Origin of the sequence: Streptomyces sp. NPDC015220, from assembly GCF_043079345.1 — a bacterium.
Classification (GTDB): Bacteria; Actinomycetota; Actinomycetes; order Streptomycetales; family Streptomycetaceae; genus Streptomyces.
On record NZ_JBIBUK010000005.1, the window covers coordinates 62,706 to 86,466 of the forward strand.

Annotated in this window: 22 protein-coding genes; 7 read left to right on the plus strand and 15 right to left on the minus strand. The window is 72.1% G+C overall.

Annotation, left to right across the window (positions count from 1 at the left end):
- Positions 1–307 precede the first annotated feature (307 nt).
- The 3 genes from ACF061_RS13960 to ACF061_RS13970 form a co-directional block, all read right to left on the minus strand.
- Complete coding sequence (locus ACF061_RS13960; RefSeq protein WP_392267097.1) at positions 308–499, minus strand: DUF397 domain-containing protein; 192 nt, start codon at positions 497–499, stop codon at positions 308–310.
- Positions 500–712: 213 nt separating this feature from the next.
- Positions 713–1,570, minus strand: coding sequence for a helix-turn-helix domain-containing protein (locus ACF061_RS13965; protein ID WP_392267098.1), 858 nt, complete (start codon positions 1,568–1,570; stop codon positions 713–715).
- Between the two features lie 506 nt (positions 1,571–2,076).
- Positions 2,077–2,829, minus strand: coding sequence for a GPP34 family phosphoprotein (locus ACF061_RS13970; protein WP_392267099.1), 753 nt, complete (start codon positions 2,827–2,829; stop codon positions 2,077–2,079).
- 247 nt (positions 2,830–3,076) lie between these two features.
- On the opposite strand from ACF061_RS13970, the gene ACF061_RS13975 reads away from it, so the two are divergent.
- Positions 3,077–5,599 (plus strand): D-alanyl-D-alanine carboxypeptidase, encoded by a 2,523-nt coding sequence (locus ACF061_RS13975; RefSeq protein ID WP_392267100.1) that lies wholly within the window; start codon positions 3,077–3,079, stop codon positions 5,597–5,599.
- Between the two features lie 154 nt (positions 5,600–5,753).
- A complete protein-coding gene (locus ACF061_RS13980) occupies positions 5,754–7,685 on the plus strand; it encodes an MFS transporter (RefSeq protein WP_392267101.1) in 1,932 nt (643 codons plus the stop codon).
- Positions 7,686–7,877: 192 nt separating this feature from the next.
- Here the strand turns inward: ACF061_RS13980 and ACF061_RS13985 are convergent, their stop codons facing one another.
- Together ACF061_RS13985 and ACF061_RS13990 are read right to left on the minus strand one after the other, a co-directional pair.
- The gene (locus ACF061_RS13985) at positions 7,878–8,387 is read right to left on the minus strand and encodes a glutathione peroxidase (protein ID WP_392267102.1); all 510 of its coding nucleotides are present in this window, start codon (positions 8,385–8,387) and stop codon (positions 7,878–7,880) included.
- Positions 8,388–8,396: 9 nt separating this feature from the next.
- Positions 8,397–9,374, minus strand: coding sequence for a helix-turn-helix domain-containing protein (locus tag ACF061_RS13990; protein WP_392267103.1), 978 nt, complete (start codon positions 9,372–9,374; stop codon positions 8,397–8,399).
- 199 nt (positions 9,375–9,573) lie between these two features.
- On the opposite strand from ACF061_RS13990, the gene ACF061_RS13995 reads away from it, so the two are divergent.
- Positions 9,574–10,821, plus strand: a complete 1,248-nt coding sequence (locus ACF061_RS13995) for an MFS transporter (RefSeq protein ID WP_392267104.1) — start codon at positions 9,574–9,576, stop codon at positions 10,819–10,821.
- A gap of 93 nt (positions 10,822–10,914) precedes the next feature.
- Positions 10,915–11,364: a hypothetical protein gene (locus tag ACF061_RS14000; protein ID WP_392267105.1), complete on the plus strand. Its 450-nt coding sequence runs from the start codon at positions 10,915–10,917 to the stop codon at positions 11,362–11,364.
- Between the two features lie 105 nt (positions 11,365–11,469).
- On the opposite strand, the gene ACF061_RS14005 is transcribed toward ACF061_RS14000, so the two are convergent.
- Positions 11,470–11,790, minus strand: coding sequence for a GYD domain-containing protein (locus ACF061_RS14005; RefSeq protein ID WP_392267106.1), 321 nt, complete (start codon positions 11,788–11,790; stop codon positions 11,470–11,472).
- Positions 11,791–11,900: 110 nt separating this feature from the next.
- Entirely contained in the window at positions 11,901–12,305 is a 405-nt protein-coding gene (locus ACF061_RS14010) for an STAS domain-containing protein (RefSeq protein WP_392267107.1), read from the minus strand.
- Positions 12,306–12,412: 107 nt separating this feature from the next.
- On the opposite strand from ACF061_RS14010, the gene ACF061_RS14015 reads away from it, so the two are divergent.
- On the plus strand, positions 12,413–12,742 hold the full coding sequence (locus ACF061_RS14015) for a helix-turn-helix transcriptional regulator (protein WP_392267108.1): 330 nt from the start codon (positions 12,413–12,415) through the stop codon (positions 12,740–12,742).
- Between the two features lie 204 nt (positions 12,743–12,946).
- Positions 12,947–13,243 carry a GYD domain-containing protein gene (locus ACF061_RS14020; protein WP_392267109.1) on the plus strand — a complete coding sequence of 99 codons (297 nt, stop codon included), beginning with the start codon at positions 12,947–12,949 and terminating at the stop codon, positions 13,241–13,243.
- A gap of 196 nt (positions 13,244–13,439) precedes the next feature.
- Here ACF061_RS14020 and ACF061_RS14025 read toward each other — a convergent pair whose 3' ends face one another.
- Together ACF061_RS14025 and ACF061_RS14030 are read right to left on the minus strand one after the other, a co-directional pair.
- Positions 13,440–14,207, minus strand: coding sequence for a DUF2182 domain-containing protein (locus ACF061_RS14025; protein ID WP_392267110.1), 768 nt, complete (start codon positions 14,205–14,207; stop codon positions 13,440–13,442).
- On the minus strand, positions 14,204–14,818 hold the full coding sequence (locus ACF061_RS14030) for a DUF1326 domain-containing protein (protein ID WP_392267111.1): 615 nt from the start codon (positions 14,816–14,818) through the stop codon (positions 14,204–14,206). Before ACF061_RS14030 ends, ACF061_RS14025 begins: the two co-directional genes overlap by 4 nt.
- Before the next feature lie 490 nt (positions 14,819–15,308).
- Between ACF061_RS14030 and ACF061_RS14035 the strand changes: the two genes are divergently transcribed.
- Positions 15,309–17,258: a PA14 domain-containing protein gene (locus ACF061_RS14035; protein WP_392267112.1), complete on the plus strand. Its 1,950-nt coding sequence runs from the start codon at positions 15,309–15,311 to the stop codon at positions 17,256–17,258.
- 193 nt (positions 17,259–17,451) lie between these two features.
- Here ACF061_RS14035 and ACF061_RS14040 read toward each other — a convergent pair whose 3' ends face one another.
- The 6 genes from ACF061_RS14040 to ACF061_RS14065 all read right to left on the minus strand — a co-directional run bounded on the left by ACF061_RS14040 (position 17,452) and on the right by ACF061_RS14065 (position 23,601).
- Complete coding sequence (locus ACF061_RS14040) at positions 17,452–17,676, minus strand: cold shock domain-containing protein (RefSeq protein WP_392267113.1); 225 nt, start codon at positions 17,674–17,676, stop codon at positions 17,452–17,454.
- Positions 17,677–17,901: 225 nt separating this feature from the next.
- A complete protein-coding gene (locus ACF061_RS14045; RefSeq protein ID WP_392267114.1) occupies positions 17,902–19,095 on the minus strand; it encodes an ABC transporter permease in 1,194 nt (397 codons plus the stop codon).
- Positions 19,096–19,244: 149 nt separating this feature from the next.
- Positions 19,245–20,018: an ABC transporter ATP-binding protein gene (locus ACF061_RS14050; protein ID WP_392267115.1), complete on the minus strand. Its 774-nt coding sequence runs from the start codon at positions 20,016–20,018 to the stop codon at positions 19,245–19,247.
- The gene (locus ACF061_RS14055) at positions 20,015–21,505 is read right to left on the minus strand and encodes a peptidoglycan-binding protein (protein WP_392267116.1); all 1,491 of its coding nucleotides are present in this window, start codon (positions 21,503–21,505) and stop codon (positions 20,015–20,017) included. The genes ACF061_RS14050 and ACF061_RS14055 overlap by 4 nt, the downstream gene beginning before the upstream one ends.
- Positions 21,502–22,458 (minus strand): hypothetical protein, encoded by a 957-nt coding sequence (locus ACF061_RS14060; RefSeq protein WP_392267117.1) that lies wholly within the window; start codon positions 22,456–22,458, stop codon positions 21,502–21,504. Before ACF061_RS14060 ends, ACF061_RS14055 begins: the two co-directional genes overlap by 4 nt.
- 222 nt (positions 22,459–22,680) lie before the next feature.
- Positions 22,681–23,601, minus strand: coding sequence for a DUF3152 domain-containing protein (locus ACF061_RS14065; RefSeq protein WP_392267118.1), 921 nt, complete (start codon positions 23,599–23,601; stop codon positions 22,681–22,683).
- Between the last annotated feature and the right edge of the window lie 160 nt (positions 23,602–23,761).

Consider the following 23,761-nt stretch of genomic DNA (forward strand, 5'->3'; position numbering starts at 1 on the left):
TCGCGTGAGCACGACAAGCGAGCGGAAGGTCAAGAGCGGGCAAAAATGTTCGATGTGCTGACCTTTGTTCATCTACATGAACCGTGACAGGCCGAAAAAGAGCCCCCTCGGCAAGGACGGCGGGCTCGTCGAGAGGGCTCAGGGTGGTGCTGGGTGGTGGTGCTCGGCGTCGCCGAGTGGTGCGGTGATGCCTGGTGGTGCTCGGTGTTCCCCGGCGGGGCGGTGGTGCCGGTCGCCGTATCGTGGTGCGGCGGCGCCTGCGCCGGTAGCCGATCGGGACGCGGGAGGATCGGTGAGACCCTCCCTCTCACGCCTTGATCGAGCGCACGAACGAGTTCCACGTGTCGGTCGGGAAGTCAAGCACCGGCCCCTCGGGGACCTTGGAGTCCCGGACCGCCATGGCCGCGACCACCGGTGACTTGACCTCGACGCACGCGCCGTTGCCAGTGGAGTACGAGGACTTGGTCCACGTCTCCGTGGCGCCCTGACGAATTGCCATTTCTGCTCCGGATTGCGAGTGGAGTGGTTGAGTTGCTGTCACCGCACGACGCGTCGGGAACCCACAGCGCGGTTCACGCCAACGTTCTTGCTCGATGGCGTGATCGACGCTACTCGCCACTCTCGGCCTCAGAAGAAGCCGTTCACTCGACCGGATGGACTTTTTCCCCAGGTCTTCTGTAAGAGCTTGGTGAGGGTGTAATTTTCCGCCCTCTCAGCGTGCGTTCTCCTTCGCGATGTCCGCGATGAACTGCCGCGACTGCTCCACGTTCAGGGCCTGCGCCCGCAGGTGCTCGTACATCACGCTGTACTTCTGCACGTCATTGGCCTTCTCCAGGTACAGGTCGCTGGTGACGCCCTCGATGTAGACGACGCTGGAGTCCGCCGCGTCGGGGAACTCCAGGATGGCGTACTGGCCGTTCAGGCCGGGGTGGGCGCCCATGTCGAAGGGGATCACCTGCACGGTCACGTGCGGCAGTTGGGACTGCTCCACCAGGTGCTCCAACTGGTCCCGCATCAGGTTGCGGTCTCCGACGGTGCGGCGCAGCGCGGCCTCGTCGAGGACGGTCCACAGGCGCAACGGGTTCTCCGCGGCGGAGATTCGTTCCTGCCGCCGCATCCGGACCTGGACGCGCTTGTCGATGTCGGCGGGCGCGGTCTCCGGCAGCGCGCCGGCGATCAGCGCCTCCGCGTACTGGCGGGTCTGCAACAGGCCCGGTACGACCTGCGGGTCGTACACCCGCAGGCTGGCCGCGTCCGTCTCCAGGCCGATGTAGACGCTGTACGGGATGTCGCCGAAGGAGTGCCACCAGCCCTGCTGACGCGAGTCCTTGGCCATTTGCATCAGCGAGTCCACGATCCGGTGGTCCTCCACCTCGTAGACTCCGCACAGGTCGCGGACGTCACGCTGGCTGATGCTGCGCCGCCCGTTCTCCAGGCGGCTGATCTTCGACTGCGACACCAGCAGCCGCTCCGCCACCTCCTCGGCCGTCATGCCCTTGAGCTCCCGGAGCCTGCGCAGCTCCTGGCCCAGCCGGCGCCGCCTGACGGTGGGGTTGACATTGGACGCCACGGGACGTGCACCTCCGGCTGCGTTCCTCTACTTTGCGTATCTGCTGTTGAGCAGACTGCCACCAAGGTGCTTTCTACCGCTGGGAAACGCCGGATATGCGCCGCCTGCACGCCAGTTCGCGTTGAGGGCGACGGCCCGGGCGGGCGGCCGAGCGCCGGTGGAGGAACCGGTGACGAGACGGCCGAGCGGGGTGGCGAGACCGTGGGGTCTCGCCACCCCGCTCGACCAGCGGCTCCCGGAACCGGGTCTGGGGACGTGCGGTGCGGCGCTCGCGCTGTGCTGCTGTGCTGTTGTGCCGCGGGTGCTCCGGTGTGCGCGTGTCGCGCGCTCGGAGCGCGGTGCGGTGTCGGGTGTTCGGCCGGTGGTGTCGTGCACCTGGCCTGCGGTGCGGTGGTGCGCACCTGTCCTGCGGTGTCGCGCGCTTGTGCTGCGGTGCGGTCGTGCGCTCGCCCTGCGGCGCGCGTGCCGCGCTTCGTGCGTGTGCCGCCGGACCCCGTGGCGTGGTCTCAGTGGGCCACGACGCGTGCCATGGAGCCGTGGTGCGGCTGCATCGGAACACCGTGGGCTGGTTCCGGCGCGGGCCTGGCCGCGGCGGCCGGCCGGCCGGCCGGGGCCTGACCGCGGCGCGGCTGGGCCGCCACCCCGTTCTGCACGTCCATCACGGCGTGCGCCACGAGACCGCCCATGGGGTCGTGCCTGATCAGGTCGCGCAGCCGGGAGCGCGACGAGCGGCCCTCGTTGCCCGGGTACAGGTGCTTGCCGAGGCCGACGGCGTGCGCCAGCGCGGCGAGCGCCGCGGTCCGCGGGTCCGGCGGCACGCCGGTGCGGATCGCGGAGTCCAGCCGGGACCTGATCTCCCGGCTGATGGCGGTGTCCGTCGCCTGGTAACGCGTCGTCGGCAGCACCCCGCACATCTGGCCGGGCACGGCGGCGACCATGCCGCACCGTTCCAGGTGCGAGAGGTAGGTCTGGCGGAGCCCGAGACGGGGTCCGCCGATCCAGTGGACGGCCCGTACCGGAGCGCCGCGCCTTCGCAGCAACTCCAACGCGCAGTCCAGTGTCGGATCTCCTGTCGGCCGTGGCACCACCACGGCGATACGATCCCCGTCTGGGGCTATCCGTCCGGCCAGCGCCAGCTCCACTAGCTGCGCTCCGGCCAGACCCAGGTCGAGCGACTGCGGCTGCGCAGTGGTACCCGTGGCCGGGTCCAGTGCCAGCAGCAGAAGCTCCTCCGGAAGTGTTCTGCGGCTCCTGCCCATCCATGCCTCCCCGCGTGGATGAATGACAGGGTGACCCCTCTCACATTGGTCTGTCGAGGGTGCGTGACCACTTCGTAGTGGAACCAGTAGGTATGTCGTTCTCGTCTTCCGGTTCGGTTTGGACCGCAGACAGGACACTGGTACATGGTTCGGACAACGGTACGACCAAGTGGTACGGCCGGTTCGGCACGACCGGCGTCCGGGTGGCGGTTCACGGTTCGGTAGCCGCACGTGGGGTGTGTGGCACATGGAGGAGGCATCGGTGGCGGGCGAGTCCCCCGACAGGTCGAAGCAGCGCGAGTCGTCGGCAGAACCGACGTCGGGGAGCGCGGGTCCGGTTCCCGAGGTCAGGAGTGAGGCACGCGACGCCCGCGACCCGCGCCTCGCCCTGGCGGGGGACTCCGGTACGTCCGGGACGAGCGGGTCGTCCGACACGGCTGAACGGCGCGGCGGCGTGGATACGGCCACTCGGGTGTTTTCCGTACGGGACGTCAAGACGGACGCCGACGAGGACGCGACGGACGCCGACGCGACGGACGAGGAGGACGCGACCGACGAGGGCGCGACCGAGACGGATCCGGCCGCGGGCGCGGGAAAGAGCGGGAACGCCGCGAAGGACGGCGAGGGCGAGGGCGCCGACGAGGACGGGAAGCCCGGCGCGCCGGATGACGCACGCCTGCGCGCGGACGCCGAGGACTCCGAGGACGGCGACGAGGACCCGGCGGCTGCCGACGCCCCGGAGAAGGGCGCCGAGAACGCCGGGAAGTCGGACGGGGCGGCCGGGGAGTCCGGAAAGGCCGAGGCCGAAGCGGAGGACGCGGAAGCCGACGGCGGCGACGAGGACACGTCCGAGTCCGGTGCCGAGTCCGAGTCGGCGGCGGAGGACAAGCCCGGTGCCGAGTCCGAGTCGGCGGCGGAGGACAAGCCCGGTGCCGAGTCCGAGTCGGCGGCCGAGGACAAGCCCGACGCCGAGCCCGAGCCCGGAGCCGAGCGCGCGTCCGGCGTGGAGCCCGGGGCCAAGGCCAAGGCGCCGGTCGACCAGCCCACCGCGGTCTTCAAGGCGCCCAAGCCACCCGTCGACCAGCCCACCACCATGCTCAAGCTGGGCGGCGACAAGAAGGACGGGAAGAAGGGCGAGGAGAAGTCCGAGGAGAAGGGCGATCGGAAGCCCGGGCAGCGGGCGGAGCGGACGGGCGAGAAGAAGTCCGCCCCCGAGTCCGACGCCGAGCGCACCAGCAAGTTCGTCGCTCTCAAGCCCCTCGACGCCCCCGAGACCCGCAAGCCGCCGTCGAAGCCGGGCCGGGACTCGGACGCGGAGCCGGAGCAGGGTCCGGGCAAGCCGCGGACGCAGCCGACGCCCGCCTCCGGCAAGCCGCAGCCGCCGAAGGGCGGGCCGACCGGTCCCGCGACCGTCGTCACCCCGGCCGCCGCCGCTCCCGGCGCCGCGCAGGCCGGCCCCGAGCGCACCACCCAGCAGCCGCTGCCCCCCAAGCCCCCGCTGGACCTGCTGGCCGAGCTGACCAACACCCCGCCGCCGCCGGAGACCCCGCTGCGCACCACGGTGCGCCGGGTGAAGATCTGGACGCCGCTGGTCGTGCTCCTGCTGATCGTCTTCGCGATCGTGCAGGCCGTGCGCCCGCTGCCCGCGCCCGGCCTCACGCTCACGGCCAAGGACAGCTACACCTTCGCCGGTGACAAGGTGAACCTGCCCTGGCCGGACGAGGGCCAGGGCTGGATGGACGTCACCGGCGTCGGCACGATGGACCACTTCGGCAAGCAGACGCCGGCGGCCATCGGCTCCGTCGCCAAGACCATGACCTCGTACATCATCCTCAGGGACCACCCGCTGAAGCCCGGTCAGGAAGGGCCGAAGATCGAGGTGGACCCGCAGGCGGAGAAGGAGGGCGGCTACGACAAGACCGGGGACGAGTCCACGCTCAACACGGTCAAGGCCGGCGACTTCCTCACCGAGAAGCAGGCGCTGTCCGCCGTCATGATCCCCTCCGCGAACAACATCGCGCGGCTGCTGGCGCGCTGGGACGCGGGGTCGGAGGAGGCGTTCGTCAAGAAGATGAACGCCACCGCCAAGGAACTCGGGATGACCAACAGCACCTACACCGATCCCTCCGGTCTGACCAAGACCACCGTCTCCACGGCCGAGGACCAGGTGAAGCTCGGCAACGCTGTCGTGCGGATCCCGGCCATGGTCGCCATCACCGGCGCGGCCAGCTGGACCGACCCCAGCGGGCACAACTGGCCGAACTACAACTCGCTGCCCTACTGGGTCGGAGCGATCGGCATCAAGACCGGCACCACCACGGCGGCCGGCGGCAACCTGCTCTTCGCCGCCCGCAAGAAGGTCGGCGGCCAGACGGTCACCGTCGTCGGCGCGATCCTCGGCCAGCACAAGCCGTCGATCCTCGACACGGTCAACCAGGTCAGCAAGACCGCGCTGCTCGGCGCCGAGGAGGCGCTGACCTCCGCGAAGATCCTCAAGAAGGGCGACGTCGTCGGGTACGTCGACGACAAGCTCGGCGGCCGGACCACGGTCGTGGTCACCGAGGACGTCACCGCGGTCGGCTGGGCCGGTTCCAAGGTGAAGCTGTCCTTCGCCGCCACCACCGTGCCGCACTCGGCGAAGGCCGGCACCCGGGTGGGCACGCTCACCGTCGGCGACGGCGGCTCGGGCGGTGCGATCCGGGTCCCGGTCGCCCTGAAGACGGACCTAGCCGAGCCCGGATTCACGGACAAGCTGACCCGCATCGGCTGACCCGCCGGCCGTACGGCGAATCCCGCGCACCCCGTCAGGGAGCCCCACCCGGAGGTTCCCCGGCGGGGTGCGTGCTAGCGTCACGAAACGGGGCACGTCGCCGGTCGCGGGACGCGGCCGCGAACAGAGGACGGGACACGGGGAGTGCCTTCAGGTGGCCACTGCGGAGCCGACACGCGCCGACGACGCCGAGCCGGGCCCGGGAGCCGGGCCGCGAATAGCAACATCTCCGGACGGTACGGGGCATGATCGCCCGTGTCCGGGTGGCGGTGGGGCGGACGCCGGCGTCGGCACGAGTGCCGTCGGCATCGGCACGACAGGCGCCGCCGTCGGTGCCCGCGCCGGGAAGCGGTCGCGGGCCCGGGCCGCCGTCATGGCGCTCCGGGAGCGGATGCTGAGGCACCCGGTCCTTTCCGTCACCGCTCTGTCCGGTGTGCTGCACATCGTCTGGTTCTTCGCGTTCGCCAACAGCGGCGGCGACCTCGCGGCGCAGGACGCCTGGGCCGAGTTCGTCGGCCGGCACCCGGACTCGGCGTACAACCTCGCCTGGTACGGCGGGATGCACGCCGTCTCGTACAGCATGGTGTCGCCGTATCTGATGTCGGTCCTCGGCGTCCGTACGACGATGATGATCGCGGGCACGGTGACCGCGGGTCTGCTGACCCTGGTCCTGATCCGCAGCCGCCCGGTGAAGAACCCCCTGTGGGCCGCGCTGGCCGGAGTCTTCGGGCTGCTGTGCAACGCGCTGTCGGGCCGGGTGACGTTCGGCCTGGGCATGGTGTTCGCGCTGGGCGCGGTCGCGGCCGTCTTCTGCTGGCCGCACCGCTGGCGCCGCAGACGCTGGGCGAAGGCGCTGGTCGCGGCCCCGCTGGCCGCGCTCGCCACCATGGCGTCCCCCGTGGCGGGCCTGTTCGTGGGCCTGGTCGCGGTCGCGATGTTCCTGCAGAAACGCCGCCCCGGCGCATGGGCGCTGGGCCTGGCGCCCGCCGCGGTGGTGGCCGTCTCGGCGCTGCTGTTCCCCTTCTCCGGCACCCAGCCGATGGGGTTCGGCTCGGCGTCCCTGCCCCTCCTCTACGCGATCCTCGCCGCCGTCCTCGTCCCCCGGGACTGGAAGACGGTCCGCATCACGTCCTGGGTCTACGCCCTGTCGGTCGTCGGGGTCTGGGTGATCAGCTCCCAGATCGGCTCCAACATCACCCGGCTGGCGATGCTGTTCGGCGGGGTGATCATGGTGGCGGCGCTGCCCTTCGCGGTGCCGCGCTCGCGCAAGTGGTACGCGATCGTGCTGGCCATGGTCGGTTTCGCCGGCTGGATCGGCTTCAAGTCGGTCGACGACGTCATCAACACGGCGCCCGCCGCCTCCTGGTCGCACGAGCTGGCGCCCCTGGTGCACCAGTTGCAGAAGGTCGACGCGGAGAAGGGCCGGGTCGAGGTGGTCCCGGCCCGGTCCCACCGCGAGGCCTCCGCGCTGGCGCCGTACGTCAACCTGGCCCGCGGCTGGAACCGCCAGGCCGACATGAAGCGCAACGCGCTCTTCTACGACGACACGCTCAACTCGGCGAACTACCACGAGTGGCTCCAGCGCTGGGCGGTGCACTACGTGGTGCTGCCCAAGGGCGAACCGGACGGCGACGGCGGCCAGCGCGAACGCGAGCTGGTGCGGCAGGGCCAGCCCTACCTGCGGCAGGTCTGGGGCGACGCCAACTGGCAGCTGTTCGCGGTGACCGACCCCAAGCCGCTCGCCGAGCCCAACGCGGTCGTCGACCGCGCCGAGCAGGTCGAGCTGACCATCGAGGTCCGCAAGCCGGGCCGCATCCTCATCCGCATCCCGTACTCGCCCTGGCTGAGCATCGTCGACGAACACGGCCAGCGGCTCAAGGCGCCCCAGGAGACCGAGGTCTCCAAGCACCGCACTCCGGGAACACCGAAGACGTTCGACAACGTCAACGGCTGCCTGGCGGAGACCGAGGAGGACGACAAGGGCGACAAGTGGACGACGCTGCTCGCGCCGCACGCGGGGACGTACCGGCTGGCGGCGCCGTACCAGCTGCCGCGGGGCACCCCGTGCCCCGACGAACTGAAGTGAGCGCCCGTCCGGCGCCGCGCCCGGGACCAGCCCCGAGCCGCGGGCCGGACCGGTGCTGAACCGCCCTCCGGGCGGGCCCGCGGCGCGCTCCGGACACGTACGGCCCGAGCCGCCGGGCCGGAGCGCGACTCGGGCCGGGTCCGCCGGGTCGGCGCCGGTCCGGCGGACCGGGCACCGCCCGTCCGGTGCCGGTCAGGCGAGCTGTGCCTCGACGGCCGCGACCAGTTCGGCGGAGTCCGGCGTGGTCTGCGGGGAGAACCGGGCGACGACCCGGCCGTCCCGTCCGATCAGGAACTTCTCGAAGTTCCAGCGGATGTCCCCGCTGTGCCCCTCGGCGTCGGCGAAGCCGGTCAGGCGGGCGTACAGCTCGTGCCGTCCCGCGCCGTTGACCTCGATCTTCTCGGTCATCGGGAAGGTGACGCCGTACGTCGCCGAGCAGAACTCGGCGATCTCCTCCGCGCTGCCCGGCTCCTGCCCCATGAACTGGTTGCAGGGAACGCCGAGCACGGTGAAGCCCTGCCCGGCGTAACGCTCGTGCAGTTGTTCGAGGCCGGCGTACTGCGGGGTGAGCCCGCACTTGGACGCCACGTTCACGATGAGTACCGCCTGCCCCGCGTACTGCTTCAGGTCCGCGGAACCGCCCTGGAGGGCGCCGATCTCCACGTCGAGGGGAGCGGCGCCGTTGCTGTCTGCAGTGGTCATGAGCGGATGCTAGACCTCCGGCGAAGGCGCCGCCGCATCGACGAGGACCTGCCCCGGGCCCGTCCGTGAGTACAGCACCGACCGCCCGGCCCGCCGCCGTTCCACCAGCCCGGCGTCGAGCAGCACCCGCAGATGCCGACCCACGGAACCCAGTCCCAGCCCGGTCACGGCGGTGAGCTGGGTGGTGCTGAGCGGCGTGTCCAGCAGGACCAGGATCCGGGCCCGCCCCGGGCCCAGCAGCGCGCCGAGGGCGGCGGGGACGGCGGCGCGCCGGGCGCCGGTGTCGGCGAGGGCGCCCGCGCAGGGGTAGACGACGGCGTACCGGCGCTCGTCCCACGACACCCAGCCGGTCTGCGGGGTGACCGGCACGAAGACGAGCTGGGCGCCGGAGATCTCGCGCGGCGGATACGCGTGCGCGTTGACCTGGAGCCGGTTGTCGCCGAGCCACCGGGTCCCCGGCCGCAGCGCGTCCACCACGGCGGCCCAGCCGCCCCGGCTCACCTGCGCGGTCCGCGCGACGACGTCCGCCTCCAGGACGCGCCGTCGCCGGTCCCAGTAGGGGCGTACGGCGTCGGCCCAGACGTACTCCATCAGCCGTGCCGCCCGTTCGGGCAGGTCGTCGCGGTCGAGCGCGGCGGGCACCGGTCCTTCGAGGGAGAGCCGCAGATGCGCCCGGGTCTCGACCGGGTCGGCCGCGCGGACCCGCGCCACCCCTTCCGCGAAGCTCTCCTCGTCGCGCGGTGTGGGGGTGAGGAAGTCGGCGATCCAGTTCCGGCCGAGGCCGGCCCGCACGAGCAGCGCGGTGACGGGGTCGTCGGCCAGTCGCCGCCGGTAGGCGGGCAGGTGGGCGCGGAGCCAGGCCTGCTCACCGGGGTGCCCGCCGGCGCCCGCGTGCAGCAGTTTCAGGCTGGCGAAGGTCTCGGCGAGCGGCGAGAGCACGAACCGGCTCCCGGCGAGCGTGTCGGCGTTGACCTGCCACCAGCCCACGGTTCCCCCGAAGTCCCGACGCCGCCCACGATGTCCGGCCCGCACCACGCCCGCCGCGACCACGGCGTCCCGCCCGCACCACGCCGTGCCGGCCGGACGTCCGAACCCGCGACGCCCCACCGCCCCACGGCGCCCGCGATGTTTCGCGTCCGCGCGAAACAATAACGGCCGCCGGCGTGCCCGTCCGAGACTCCGGCGCATGCGCAGTTACCAGGATCTGCTCCGCGTGCCGGAGTTCACCCCGCTCTTCCTGTCCGCCGCCGCCCAGACCGCCGCCCAGACGATGAGCGGTCTCGCGCTCGGCACGCTGGTCTACCGGGCGACCGGCTCACCGTTGCTGTCCGCGGTGAGCATGTTCGGCTTCTCGCTCGCCCAGGTGCTGGGCGCGACCCTGTTCCTCTCGGGCGCCGACCGGCTGCCGCCGCGCAGCGCGCTGGCGGGCATCTCGCTGGTCTTCGCGGTGGGCACGGCGGTGCTCGCGCTGCCGGGGCTGCCACTCGGGGCGGTCTTCGCGGTCGTCCTCGTCCAGGGGCTGGTCGCCTCGCTGGGCGGGGGCGTCCGCTGGGGTCTGCTGAACGAGATCCTGGCGGCGGGTGGCAGGGACGGCTACCTGCTGGGGCGCTCGGTGTTCAACATGATGAGCGGGATCATGCAGATCACCGGGTACGCGGTGGGCGGCGCGCTGGTGGCGGCGCTGTCGCCCAGGGTCTCGCTGCTGCTGTCGGCGGCGTTGTACGCGGCGACTGCCGTGGTGGTCCGGCTGGGCCTGAGCAGGCGGCCGCCGCGCTCCTCGGGCCGCCCGTCGGTCGCCGCGACCTGGCGTACCAACGCGCGTCTGTGGTCCGACCGTCCGCGTCGGCTGACCTACCTGGGCCTGTGGCTGCCCAACGGCCTGGTGGTCGGCTGCGAGTCGCTGTACGTGCCGTACGCCCCCGGCGCGGCCGGCACGCTGTTCGCCTGCGCGGCCCTGGGCATGCTGGCCGGCGACCTGACGGTGGGCCGTCTGCTGCCGCCCGCCGTACGCCGCCGGGCGGCCAGGCCGCTGCTGTGGCTGCTGGCCGCGCCGTACCTCCTGTTCGTCCTGCGCCCGTCCGTGCCGGTGGCCGCCTGCCTGGTGGCACTGGCCTCCGTCGGGTTCGGCGCGAGCCTGGTCCAGCAGGAGCGTCTGATGTCCCTGACCCCCGACGAGCTGAGCGGTCACGCGTTGGGGCTGCACTCGGCCGGGATGCTCACGATGCAGGGCGTGAGCGCGTCGCTGGCGGGCTCCGTCGCCCAGGCGACCTCGCCGGCCGTGGCGATGACGGTGATGGCGGCGGCGTCGGCCGGGGTGACGCTGGCGCTGGCCGGGGCGGAGCGCCGGGTGAAGCAGGAGCAGCAGGAGCTGGAGTCGGGACCGGGGGTGGGGCCGGAGACGGAGCCGGGGGCGGCGCGGACGGCGACGTCGTAGGACGGGAGGTTCACCCGTTCGGCCGTTCCCCGCTGGTGGCGCGGTCTCCGGGCGAACACGGTGGACGCACCCGACCGCAGGAAGGACGACGCCATGACGCAGCAGTCGGCATCGCCGGGAAGCCGTCCCCAGAGCACCGTCGGCGACCAGGACAGGACAAGCCCCTGGGCGGCGGGCGGAACCGTGTTCGCCGGAGTGGTGCTGCTGGTGGACGGCCTGCTGAACATCCTCAAGGGCATCACGGCCATCGCGTCCAACAGCATCTACGCGCGCATCGGCAGCTACGTCTTCCGCTTCAATCTGACCGGTTGGGGCTGGGTCCTGGTGGCCCTGGGCGCGATCGCCGTCATCACCGGGCTCGGCCTCCTCACGGACGCCCTGTGGGCCCGGGTGCTCGGCGTCTTCATGGCCTCCCTCAGTCTGGTCGCCAACTTCCTCTGGCTGCCCTACCTGCCCTTGTGGGCCCTCATCTCCATCGGCCTGGACGCCTGGGTGATCTGGGCGCTCACCGCCCACCGCTCACCGCGGTCGGCCGTGCTGTGACGGGGGAGCCGCCGCCCGGGGACACGGGCCCGCCGGCGTACCCGGGCTCGCGGCCCTCCGGTCACGCGCCGGAAGCGGGCCGGGCGTCTGTCGGCGCCGGCCGGTTCACGCGCCGGGGGCGCGGAAGGCGACCCGCCGGCGGGCGGCCTCGTCGATCTCGTCGAGGGTGAGCAGGGGAGTGGCCCGGGTGCGCAGGGCGCCGCTGGCCTTGACGGTGAGGCTGACGGCGGCCATGGAGGCCGCGTCGGGGAAGTCGACGACGAGCACGATGTCGTCCTCGCCGAAGGCGAAGTACATGGCCTCGACCGTCCCGCCGAGGTCGCCCACGACCCGTTCGACGGCGGCGCGGCGGCCACTCGCTCCCTCCTGGAGCAGCCCCTTCGTGCCCTCGGGCGTGTAGGAGGCCTGGATGAGGAACTTCGGCATGGGGACGCTCCCTGCCCGTCGCTGGTCCGGTACGCGGGTAAGACCTTCCCCCCGCCGGGTGGGCCACCACTCGCCGGACCGCCTGATTCACCCGTTGGACGCGTGCGGCCTCAGGAGAGGGCCGCGTCGTCCACCGTCTCCCGTGTCTCCAGGACGGTGTCGACCCCGGTGATCTCCAGGAGCTGCCGGAGCTGTTGCGGCGGCGCGGCCACCCGCAGGGTGACCGATCGGTGGACGAGGATCAGCAGGTTCAGCAGCGCCGAGTCCGCGAAGGCGACGCCGGAGGCGTCCAGTACCACTTTCGGGTGTTTCCTGGCAGCGGTCTCCAGCGCGTCCGCCAGAGGTGTGATCGAGTGCAGGTCGTAGGAGCCGTGCGCGACGACGACCCAGGCGCCGCGCCATTCGTACTGGATCACCGCACCTCCGCCCTGGGCCGGCCCATCGACCTGCTCCGGCAACTGTTCTGCGCCGACGTGACTCATGAGCCTCGGCATGACGGCCTTGTCCCAGGACACCTTCGGGACCCTCCTTCGGCTCTTCCTCGCGGGATCAGGTCAGCAATTACGTGAAAAGTATGTCATGTATCTGGGTTCAGGCAACGGGGTACCGTAAAATGACGCCCATGGTTGGAGTGCCCGAACCTCACACCGGATGGACGTTCATCACCAACCACGCGCGCGTGCTGGCCGCGATCGCCGACAACCCGAACGTCCGGATCCGGGACATCGCCGCCCACTGCCGTCTCACCGAGCGCGCGGTGCAGCGGATCATCTCCGATCTCGAGCAGGACGGTTACCTCTCCCACACCCGCGACGGGCGCACGAACACCTACCGCATCGAGCCGGACAGGGTCCTGCGCCACCCGGCGGAGGCCGGCCTCCCCGTGGCATCCCTGCTCTCCCTGCTCGTGCAGGACGAGACCGAACGCGCCAGGAAACCGGTCGCCCAGTAGCGGCGCCCGGTGAGCGCGAGGGCCGCCGGGCGACAGCGGCGAGACCTCGACCCGGTGTCCTCGGTAGCTGATGCCGGGCGTGGACGTCCGCCCCGGCGCCCGCGGTGACCCGTCCCGCTCGTTCGGGTGCGCACCCCGCGCGGGCTCCCGTCCGGTTGTCCAGGCTGGACCTCGCGATGTGTTGCCTCGTGGAGGTGGGAGAACATGCCGACGTACGTCGCCCTGCTGAGCTGGACCGATCAAGGGGTCCGGAACTACAAGGACACCGTGGAGCGCGCCGAGACCTTCGGCTCAGCGGTGCAGAACCTCGGGGCCAGGCTCCTGAGCATCCACTGGACCGTCGGTCCCTACGACCTCGTGGCCGTCGTGGAGGCGCCCGACGAGGAGACCGCCACGGCGGCGCTCCTGCATCTGGACGGGGTCGGCAACGTCCGCTCCACGACCCTGCGGGCCTTCGACCGGGAGGAGATGGGACGCATCATCGCCAAGGCGACCGGCTGACGAGCGCCGGCAGGGCGGGCGCGGCATCCGGCGGGGGTCGCCCCGGCAGCCGGGCCGCCCGGCGACCCGGTGGCCCCCGCATCCGGCACGCCGGTGGCCGGCTGCCTCTTCGTCCCGGACCGTGTCCGCCGACCGGACGGCCATCACGGTCCAGGGCACCGGCCGCGCGGCCCGTTCGGCGGCCGCGCGGTGCGCGTCACGGGTGACGCGGGCCCATCCCGGTCATGCCGCCGCCGGTGAGGTCGAAAGCCAGCGAGGGGAGCCAGAAGACGGCGACCGCGAGCACCAGCGAGGTGACGCCGACGACCCGGGCGACGGGACGGCCCCGCGGCAGGCGCTTCTCCGCGGTGACGACGGCGGCCAGGCCCACCATGAGCCACAGGTTCATCGCACCGAACGCCGTGAGCAGCAGCATCAGGGACCAGCAGCATCCCAGGCAGAACGCGCCGTGATGCGCTCCGGCGCGCAGGTGGCGCGAGGGGCCGCGGTACGACGCGTAGCGCAGCAACAGGCCGACCGGTGAGCGGCACTTGGTGAGGCAGACGTCCTTGAGGGCGGTGAGCTGGTAGACACCGTTGACGGCGAAGACGGCGGAGGCCACCGCCGTCCCCGTCGTGGGACGCGCGCTCGCGACGTGCGTCGCGCCGACGGCCAGGGCGTACGCCGGGAGTCCGGCGGCGGCCCAGACCAGCACATAGCCGGTGGTGAACGCGATCAGGCGCGGTGTCCGGTGGGCGGGGGCCGTCCGCGCGTACAACGAGGCGACGGGCGCCGTGGCCGGCAGCATCATCGCGGCCATCATGATCGTCCACGTGCCCATGAAGGCGGCCGGATCCCCGGCCATGGTCCCGGACCCGGTGTCCCCCCGGCGCAGTGCCACCCACGCCCAGGCCGCGGCCGCCGTGAGCAGCACCGGTCCGGAGTGGCGCGCGCCGTGCCGGACCGTGATCGTCGTCCTGGTCACGCCGACCACGAGAAGGGCGCCGAGTGCGCGTTGCGGCCGGTGAAGTCCCATGAGCGGCCGTGCACGCCACTGCCGACGGCCCGCGTCGAACGGGCGATGGTCAGCGTGCTGTTCGCCGGGTGGAACATGCCGGTCAGCCCCATCACGGGACCGTCCTCGCCGAACTGCGGGGCCACCTGGTCCTCGATCTCGACGTCGATGGCGTCCGCCACCCGCACCGTGTGGCGGCGGCCGTCGTCGTGGAAGTCGATGGGAACGCGTTCGACGCCGAGGACTTCGCCGATGAGGGGGACGAGCGCCGCCATCGGTCCGCCCACCCGTCCGGAGAAGACCCTGCCCAGCGCGTCCGCCTGGCCGTCGTCGGCCGAGGCGTCGACGTACAGCGCGACCTGCCAGCCGCCGTCGGCCATCACGCGAGGCGCGTCGGCGAAGACGACGACGCTGCGGTCCGACACGTCCACGCCGTCGACCTCACCCCTTGCTACGTGGAACGCGAGAGTCACCTGGCAGCGCTCGTTGTCGGCGGGTGCGGTCATACCGGAGGTGGTGCACGGACACACGGTGTCGCAGTTGCAGCTCTCAAGATATGTACCGTTCACATACCAAGTCATCGCGGTACTCCTGTCCGGGTCACAGGCCTGCCGGCGATGCGACGTGGCGCCCGGCCAAGGGGGCGACAGGCTCGATGCGCACGCCGGTTGTGTGCGGCGCCTCGGCCTCATGGAGGAGAACAGGGCCGTGGACGCGTTGCCGCGCGCCCGCCCGGCCACAAGGTCGGCGCCAGGAGAGCGCCTCGGCCCGAGCGGCCGCCCGAGTACTTCCCAGGCTAGTCCCGTGCCCGCACCCGCACATCACACCAGTCCCGCCCGTCCCGCCCGTCCGTCCCGCCTGCCCGGCTTCCGGCTCCGGCTTCCGGCGGCACGAGGTCCCGGACGTACGCGCGGCCCCTGGTCCGGGAATGCCGGCATCCATGCTCCCGAGGGCGGAGGCCGGTGCCCGGGACGGCGCGGGACCCGTGCAACCAAGCGCGCCCTCCGTGGGTCTTGGAGCCGAACCGATCTGCTGATCGCAAGACTGGATCGAGCCCAAGTGAAGGACCGAATGAGACCAGCAAGAAGCACCGTGGTGGCCACCGCCGTGGTGATGGCGGCGGTGGGCGGCCTGCTCACGGCCTCCGCCTCCGCCTCTGCCGTGACGAGTTGCACCTCCCCTGTCCTCAAGCGGCAGTTCTTCGGCAACACCGCCTTCTCGGGCACGCCCAGGAAGACGGACTGCGACAGCGCCGTCAACGAGTCCTGGTCGGGGGCGCCGGCCAAGGGGCTGCCCAAGGACGACTTCGGTGTGCGCTGGACCGTCACCCGTGACTTCGGCTCCGGGGGGCCCTTCGCCTTCGCCGCGGAAGCCGGCGGCGGCATCCGCGTCTACCTCGACGGCGCCCGCAGGATCAGCCTCTGGAAGAAGGACTCCAAGGCGAGCAAGCAGACCGTCAACCTCACCGTTCCCAAGGGCAAGCACACCCTGCGGATCGACTTCGTGAACTGGACCGGCCCGGCGAGCGTCAAGTTCGCCTACACACCGCGCACCACGGCCGGCGTCGACAAGGTCAAGCCCCTGGCCCCCACCAGCCCCGTCGTCACGTACGACAAGGCAACGGGCAAGGCGAAGACCGCCTGGGCCAGGAACAAGGAGATGGATCTCGCCGGCTACCGCCTCTACCGGCGGCCCAAGGGCGGCTCCTTCCCCGCCAAGCCGCTCGCCACCACGGCGTCCACCTCGTACACCGACGCCCCGCCCGCCACCGGCGGCACGTACTACTACCAGGTCCGCGCCTACGACAAGGCGGGCAACGAGTCGCCGGGCACCGCCGACAAGAGCGTCGCCACCGTGGACAGGACGCCTCCGAGCGCACCGGCATCGGTCAGCGCCACGGTGGTCGCGGGGACCGTCGCAGTCGGCTGGAAGCCGGTGACCGACGCGCAGGGCTACCGTGTGCTGCGGTCGAGCACGGCCGACGGCAGCTACACCGCCGTGTCCGGCTGGCTGGGCGACACCTCGTACCGGGACGTCACCGCCGACCTCAAGCAGCAGTGGTACTACAAGATCACCGCGCGGGACGCGGCGGGCAACGTGTCGAAGCCGTCGGCCGCGGGCACCACGGGCGAGCCCGACACCACCGCGCCCGCCCCGGTCACGGGCTTGACGGGGATGGGCACCACCGCGGGCAACGGCATCACCTGGGAGGCGTCCGGCTCGGCCGACACCGACCACTACGAGGTGTTCGCGGCACCTGTGGGAGAGCAGGACGACGACGGCCCGGCCATCGTCCACGGCACGTCCTTCCACGACCCGAACGCCCCGGTCGAGCACCAGTCGGTCTACCGCGTGCAGGCGGTGGACACCTACGGCAACGTCTCCGCGGCCGTGAGCCTGCTCGTCTCCCGGCCCGCTCCGGCCGAGGTGCTGGTTCCCGCGACCACCGGGGGCGAGCCCCGCGACGACGTCAACGTCGTGCACTTCGAGCCGCCGGCGGGCAGCGGTGAGACCGATGTCAACGGCTACCGCCTCTACCAGCGTGGGGACACCACGAGCGTCTGGACCGCCGTCCACCTGGTCCCGCCGGGAGCCAGGGGCGCCGTCGACCAGACCGCGAAGACCGGACGCTCCTACTACTACGTGGTGGCGCTGGACCGGCAGGGCCGTGAAGGGGCGCCCTCCGAGGTGGTCGCGGTCGACCGCGAGACTCCGGTCCACTCGACCCCGCCGAACCCGCCGCAGCTCACCGTGGTCAGGGAGGGCAGCCCCCGCACCGGCGACTTCGTCGTGAACGTGAAGCCGGCCGCGGCCGACAAGGACCGCGGGATCAGCGGCTACAAGTGGGAGTTCACCGGCGCCTGCGGCAACTCCGGCTGGCAGGCGATCAAGGGCGAGACCGGCACCCTCTCCTGGCGACCGCCCTACAACGGCCCCTGCCAACTCCAGGTCTACGCACTCGACCACTACGGCAGCGGCTCCAACACGACCGCAACCGTGCTGGACTTCATGATCCGCTGACCTCCGACCGTGCCCGCACCACCCCACCCGCCCTGAACGAGCCGTCCCACGGGGCCTCGACTCGGGCGGTTCGGAACTTCCACGGGCGCTTCAGGGGGTGCGCGGGTCCGCCGCCATGAGGGGGTGCGCCGTCGTCGCAGCGACTGTGCCGACGGCGCGCCCCTCACCTCGGGCCCGGAACAGGAGGCGGGAGTCAGGAGGTGTGGGGCACTACGGTCACCGCCCGGTAGGTGAAGCCGTCCTGCTTGGAGCGGGGTTTCTCCCACTGGAGATCCACCAGGTCTCCCGGCGCGAGCGAGTGGAAGCCCCTCTTCCGGATCTCGGAGTAGTGGGCCCAACAACCGCCCGGTGTCTCGGGGGAGTCGAGTACTCCCCACCCCTCCTCGTCGTGCCACTCACGGACAGTCGCGATCACCATGCGGCGAGTCTACGAGTGCCGACCGCGCCGACCGTGCCCACGTATCGGGGACCTCGGGCCGATGGTCCGCGGGCGTCCGCCTCCGCCCGCCGTCGTACGTCGTGGTCGGCACGAAAGTAGCGTCGCAGCGCCTCGCCGGTGGGCCTCGGCATCGCCGCCCCGGCGGCCCGTCACGGGTCGGTGGTCCACTCGGTGGTCCACGGCGATGCCGACCACGACCCACGGCTACGAGCGCAGGGCGTCGACCGGTTCCATGCGGGAGGCCCGCAGCGACGGGTAGAGGCCGGCCAGGAGTCCCACCAGGGCTCCGGCGACCGGGGCCCCGAGGGCGAGGCGGACGTCCAGGACCGGTGTCCACTCCTGGACGGCGGAGACGATCACCACGACGACCACGCCCAGGGCGGCGCCGACGACACCGCCGAGAAGCCCGATCGTCGTCGACTCCAGCAGGAACTGGGCGGCGACCTGACGCCGCGAGGCCCCGAGGGCTCGGCGCAGCCCGATCTCCCCGATCCGCTCGATGACCGTCACCAGCGTCACATTGGCGATACCGATGGCGCCGACCACCAGGGAGACCAGCCCGAGGATCAGGAACAGGCCGTTGACGTCGCCCTGCACCCCCTCGCGGGCCCTGGCCGGATCGTCCGGCGCCGTCACGGTCAGGGACGCCTCGGCTCCGGGGGCCAGCGCGATCGGCGCCTGGCGGGCTACCTGGCCGGCCGCGCCGAGCGAGGTGTTGATCAGCACCCGGGTCACGGTCCCCAGCCCCACCCGGTCCGCGGCCGTCGTGGGCGGCAGCATCATCGCGGTGGCGAGTTGCTGTTCCCGCTCCACTCCACCGAGTATCCCGATCACCGTGTACGCCTGGCCCTTCAGGAAGACCGCGGGGGCGTCCTGGACCGAGCCGATGCCGAGGAGCCGCGCCGCCTGGTCGCCGAGGACCGCCACCCGGTCGTGCCGGGCGATGTCCCCGTCGTCGAAGAAGCGCCCGGCGGTCATCTCGCCCCGTACCGCGGCCGGCAGCGTGGGGGACGCGGCGACGACCGCCATGGTCTGGCCGCTGACCTCGCCGGGAGCGACCACGTCGTTTGCGCGCACCTGGACGCTCGCGGTCTTCTGGGAGTCGGCGATCGCGGCCACCGACTCGACCCCGGCCAGCCGGCGCACCGCCTCGACCCCCGACCAGTCCACGAGCGGCCCGGAGCCGGCCGAGGCCACGGAGGGCACTCCTACCGTGACCGAGGTGGCGGTCAGGGCGTCGAACCGGCCCACGATCCGGTTGCCCGCCGTGGCCGAGATCCCGATGGTGATGACCAGGGTGGCGATGCCCAGAACGGTGCCCAGCGTGGTCAGGGCGGAGCGCATCGGGCGGGCGAGCACCCCCGCCAGCGCCTCGGACCACAGGTCCCTGACGTCCATCCAGGGACGCTCGACGGTCCCCCTGGTCTGTGCTGTCCCCGCGGCCCGTGCTGTCCCCGCGGCCCGTGCTGTCCCCCCGGCCCGTGCTGTCCCCCCGGCCCGTGCCGCGCCCGCGGAAGCCGCGGCCTGCCGGAGGCGTGTCCGGGACCTCATCGGCCCTCCTCGGTGAGTCGTCCGTCGCTGATCCTCACCCGCCGGTGCGCCCGCCCGCTGACCGCCTCCTCGTGAGTGATCACCACCAGGGTCATGCCCTGCTCGCCGAGCCGGTCGAAGAGGTCCAGCACCACCTCGGTGTTCTCGCTGTCGAGGTTGCCGGTGGGCTCGTCGCAGAGCAGCAGCGCGGGCTCGCTCATCAGCGCCCGGGCGATCGCCACCCGCTGTCTCTCACCGCCGGAGAGCCGGTCCGGCCGGAATCCGGCCCGGTGTGCCAGACCCACCCGTCGCAGTGCCTGCTCGGCCCTGGTGCGGCGGCCGGCCCGGCCGCGCCCGGGGCGCGGCCGGCGGTAGGTCTCGGCCAGCATGACGTTCTCCTCCACGGTCCGGTACGGCAACAGGTGGAAGGACTGGAAGACGAACCCGATCCGGCTGCCGCGCAACGAGGTGCGCTCGGGGTCGCCGAGCGCGTTGGTCTCCACCCCGTCGAGCCAGTAGGCGCCCGAGGTGGGGCGGTCCAGCAGCCCCAGGGTGTTGAGCAGCGTCGACTTCCCGGAACCGGACGGGCCGACGATCGACAGGTGCTCGCCGCGCCGGACGGTCAGGTTCACGTCGCGCAAGGCGTGCACCGGCGGTTCGGAGTCGAAGGTCCGGTCCACGGCGATCAGCCGGATGACCGTGTCCGCGTCGGGCACGACGGAGAGCGGCGGTGCGGTCGTCGGCGGTGGTCCGGCCGGCGGCGGACCGGCGGTCGTCGGCGGACCGTTCATCGCCCGACCACCACCTGGTCGCCGGGGGCCAGGGCGGCACCGGCCGACGGGGTGACCTCCACCTGGCCGTCCGCGGAGAGCCCGGCCTCGACGGGAACGTCCACCACCTTGCCGCCGCGCACCACCCGCACCCGGGACTTCCCGTCGGCGGACGTGTGCAGCGCGGCGACGGGGACCGTCAGCACCTTGCCCTCCGACGAGCCCACCTCGATGGTGACCTTCGCGGATTCGGCGGTGTTCTTGTCCAGCTTCCCCGCCGGCACGGAGATCTGCACCGGTACCGGAGCCGAGGCGCCGTCGCTCCCGCCGCTCGAGGTCCCCTGCTGCTTGTCGGCGCCGGCCGGGTCGTCCTTCGGCACATCGCCGCCGAGTGCCACCACTTCGCCGTCCACCTTGGTGCCGTCGGTGGCCTCCACCCGCGCCCGCATGCCCTTGTGGAGCAACTTGGCGTCGTATGCCGGGACCACGGCCCGCACCACGACCTTGGAGCCGGTCACCGTGGCGACCGGTCCGGCGGGCGTGTCCCCCGTCTTCACGGACACCTTGTCCAGCCGGGCCGGCAGTTCCGGCAGGAAGACCACCTCACCGGCGGGGACCTTGGTTCCGTATCCGGCCTGGAAGGCGGAGAGCGCGGCGTTGGCCGCGTCCAACTGCTGCCGCGCCGACTTGAGTTGCAGCTCGGTGGCGTCCCTGCCGCTGGCCGAGCCGCCCTTGGGCCCGCTGCCGGACCCCTCGTACCTCTTGGACCCCTCGGAGTCACCGGTTCCCCCGGAGCCGCCGCCCGGGTCCCGTGCCGCGAGGAGTGCCTGCTGCGCGGTGGTCACCGCCGCTTCGAGCGTCCCCAACCGCTGTTTGTCGGCGATGGTGGGTTCCATGGGCTGGTAGCCCTTGTTCCTGTACCAGCGGCTCACCGCCGCGGCGTCCGACTGCCCGTACGTCCCGTTCGCCGAGCCGGGGTCGAAGCCCAGCCTGGTCAGCGCCCGCTGGAGCTGCTGGACATCGTCCCCGGAGGCGCCGGGTCCCAGCGTCCGGTACATCGGCACGGTGCCCCGCAGCACCAGGACCGGCCGCCCGCTCACCTGCATCAGAACATCGCCCTCCTTCACCTCCGACCCGGCTGCCGGCGCCTTGGTGACCCGCTGGGCGACGCTGTCGCCGGCTCCCGCGTCACCGGACCCGGAGTCCGGAGATCCGACGGGCCCGGCCAGGGCCACGCTCTGCGACGACGCGAACTCCACCGAGCCCTGGGCCACCACGCTCGCGGTCAGCGAGCGCCGCTCGACCGCGACGGTGACGGGACCGGCTTTCGGCGGCCGGTGCGCGGCGGCGGCGTCCGCGGGCGACTGCATCCGCGAACCGGCGAACCATCCGCCCGCTCCGACCAGCGCCACCGCGGTGACGACGACCGTGAGCTGTCCGGGACGGGTGCCGATCAGCTCGCGGAACCGTCCGGGACGGGTGCCGGCCGGTTCGGTGCGCTGCCTCACCCGGCACCGCCACCGCTGGCCGGGGCCTTCAGGAACTTCGGGAAGTAGGCGGCCCGGAACTCCTTGCCGCACTCCAGGTCCCGCATCGCCAGCTCGATGTCCTTGGTGAGCAGGGGAAGAGCCTCCTCCTTACTCAGGGACTTGCGGGTGTTCCCGTCCTCGTCGGCGACGGGGATACCGCCGGCGCCGGCCGGAGCGGACCCGAGCGCCTGGAGCTTCACCATCTCCCCGATGCCGGTCGGCTGCGTGGTCGTGACGGAGATGCCGTCCCTCTTCAGGCACGAGGCGTACGACTGCGCCAGCGCGACCAGCTCCGGATCACCGTTGAGCGCCTGCGCGTTGGCCCGGTTCCTGTTCGCGGCCGCGTCGCTCCGCTCCTGGGCCGACGTGGAACCGTAGACCTTCCTGTCGGCCTCACCCTGACAACCGGTCCAGTTCTTCTCGCCGCTCTTCGGGTCGGGGGGAGCGCCCAACGCCTTGTCGTACGCGGTTTTCTGCTCGGGGGTGAGCGTGTCCTCGTAGTCCGCGTTGGGCGTCCTGTCCGAGTCCTGCTGGGCGGCCGTACGGCCCGAGGCGCCGGGGTCGTTGGGGTAGACGATGCCGGCGTAGGTGCCGAAGCCGTACTTCTGCCGGTACTTCTTCGTCAGCGCGTAGTCCGCCCCGTCGGTGGCCCAGGAAGCGGCGGGGTCCTCGGGAGCCACGGGGGTGTAGGCGAATCCCTGCTTCTTCATGCAGGCCGCGATCGCGTTCTCCAGGAGGTACTGCTTCTTGAGATCGGCGTTCGCGTCGGCGGGAACGCCGAGTTGCCCCGGCGACCCGGCCACGGTCTTCCCACCGTCCGACGAGTGGGATTCCACGCCGGTGCCGGCGCCGTTGCCACAAGCCGCCAGCAGCGGCAGCAGGCTCACCATCGCAGCCGTGGCCAGTGTCCGGGCGGTCCGGGATCGATTCATTCGCTTCTGCTTCCATCCGGTCGGGGGGAGGGGTGTTCTGCCTGCGAGCGCGGGAGAACGCGGAGTTCACAGTGGTGCCGGCAGTTCATGGCCGTGAGTTCGGTACATGACCGAGCCGTAACGGTCGTCCGCCGTGACGAGCGGCCCGGTGACCGGAGCTGGTCATACGGGCGGACTGGGGATCGGTGTCGGTCATACGGGCGGACTGGGGATCGGTGTCGGTCATACGGGCGGCCCGGTGACCAGGACACCGTTCTCGTCGTAGGGCCAGGCGTTGGCGACGCATCCGTGCAGGCCCTTGATCTGCTGCATCATCACGGGGGCCAGTCGTCCGGCGCCCGCGCAGGTCACGTGCGAGTGCCCGAGGAAGTGCCCCATCTCGTGGTTGATGATCAGTGCCCGGTAGTCGTGGATCGGCCCGTCGAAGGTGGGTGAGCCCTCGACCCAGCGCTTGAGGTTCACCACCACCCCGCCGGGGACCTCGCAGTTGTACTCGCCCCCGGTGTCCTGCCGGATGCCCGCCCAGCACAGGGAGTCCGCCGTCCCCGGCGTCGCGATCTTCACGGTGAGGTCGTGCGGTGCCCCCGCGCTCACGAGCTGGAACGCGTTGGCCGGGTCGTGGGCCCACCCCCGCGGGGCGGCGAGTATCCGGGCGATCTCGTTAGCCGCCTGGGACGGCGAGATGTCGAGGCCGGTCTCGACCTCCACGACATAGCGCAGCGGGTGGGGCCCCCTGCCCACCGTCGCCCCGCCGGCCCGCGCGGTGACGAACGTCCCGCTGCCCGTCGAGGGGACGTCGGCCTTGGTCCGGCTTTGGGTCGGGGAGGGGGGCGGTGGCGTGCGTGTGGGAGCAGGGGCGGCGGCGGGGGGCGACGTGGGTGGGGGAGTAGGGGCGGCGGTGGGGGTGACGTGCGTGCTCCGCGGACGCGGCGCACCGCTCGACGCGTCGCTCCGCCCGCCCGTCAGGAGGTATGCCACCGAGCCGAGCAGGCCGACGGCCGCCAGCAGGCCGATCAGCAGGCTCCGGCCCCGGCGGCGCGGCCGCCTCCGGCGGCGGGAGGACCGACGCCTACGGCCGTCGCGGTGAACGGCCGCGATGCTGTTGGTGGGGGGCGCGGATTGCCGCTGTCGTGCCGAATTCATGGCAGCTCAACGTGGCTATTCCAAATGATCGCCACGAGCCGGTTCCATCACGAAAAGGTAACGAAGGGGCGCGCCCCTCGGCCCGTTGTGATCGTTGTGTAACGGCGGTCGGAGAGGGGTCTCTCCCAGGACGGCCACGTCATCCGGGCTGCTTACACTG

What these genes read in the sequence shown, in the direction of transcription:
- ACF061_RS13995 (WP_392267104.1), top strand. Translation starts at nt 9,574, where the DNA reads ATGCGCAGTTACCAGGATCTGCTCCGCGTGCCGGAGTTCACCCCGCTC.
- ACF061_RS14045 (WP_392267114.1), bottom strand. Translation starts at nt 19,095, where the DNA reads ATGGACGTCAGGGACCTGTGGTCCGAGGCGCTGGCGGGGGTGCTCGCC.
- ACF061_RS13960 (WP_392267097.1), bottom strand. Translation starts at nt 499, where the DNA reads ATGGCAATTCGTCAGGGCGCCACGGAGACGTGGACCAAGTCCTCGTAC.
- ACF061_RS13985 (WP_392267102.1), bottom strand. Translation starts at nt 8,387, where the DNA reads ATGACCACTGCAGACAGCAACGGCGCCGCTCCCCTCGACGTGGAGATC.
- ACF061_RS14040 (WP_392267113.1), bottom strand. Translation starts at nt 17,676, where the DNA reads ATGGTGATCGCGACTGTCCGTGAGTGGCACGACGAGGAGGGGTGGGGA.
- ACF061_RS14000 (WP_392267105.1), top strand. Translation starts at nt 10,915, where the DNA reads ATGACGCAGCAGTCGGCATCGCCGGGAAGCCGTCCCCAGAGCACCGTC.
- ACF061_RS13970 (WP_392267099.1), bottom strand. Translation starts at nt 2,829, where the DNA reads ATGGGCAGGAGCCGCAGAACACTTCCGGAGGAGCTTCTGCTGCTGGCA.
- ACF061_RS14020 (WP_392267109.1), top strand. Translation starts at nt 12,947, where the DNA reads ATGCCGACGTACGTCGCCCTGCTGAGCTGGACCGATCAAGGGGTCCGG.
- ACF061_RS14060 (WP_392267117.1), bottom strand. Translation starts at nt 22,458, where the DNA reads ATGAATCGATCCCGGACCGCCCGGACACTGGCCACGGCTGCGATGGTG.
- ACF061_RS14005 (WP_392267106.1), bottom strand. Translation starts at nt 11,790, where the DNA reads ATGCCGAAGTTCCTCATCCAGGCCTCCTACACGCCCGAGGGCACGAAG.
- ACF061_RS14035 (WP_392267112.1), top strand. Translation starts at nt 15,309, where the DNA reads ATGAGACCAGCAAGAAGCACCGTGGTGGCCACCGCCGTGGTGATGGCG.
- ACF061_RS14015 (WP_392267108.1), top strand. Translation starts at nt 12,413, where the DNA reads ATGGTTGGAGTGCCCGAACCTCACACCGGATGGACGTTCATCACCAAC.
- ACF061_RS14050 (WP_392267115.1), bottom strand. Translation starts at nt 20,018, where the DNA reads ATGAACGGTCCGCCGACGACCGCCGGTCCGCCGCCGGCCGGACCACCG.
- ACF061_RS14065 (WP_392267118.1), bottom strand. Translation starts at nt 23,601, where the DNA reads ATGAATTCGGCACGACAGCGGCAATCCGCGCCCCCCACCAACAGCATC.
- ACF061_RS13975 (WP_392267100.1), top strand. Translation starts at nt 3,077, where the DNA reads ATGGAGGAGGCATCGGTGGCGGGCGAGTCCCCCGACAGGTCGAAGCAG.
- ACF061_RS14030 (WP_392267111.1), bottom strand. Translation starts at nt 14,818, where the DNA reads ATGACTTGGTATGTGAACGGTACATATCTTGAGAGCTGCAACTGCGAC.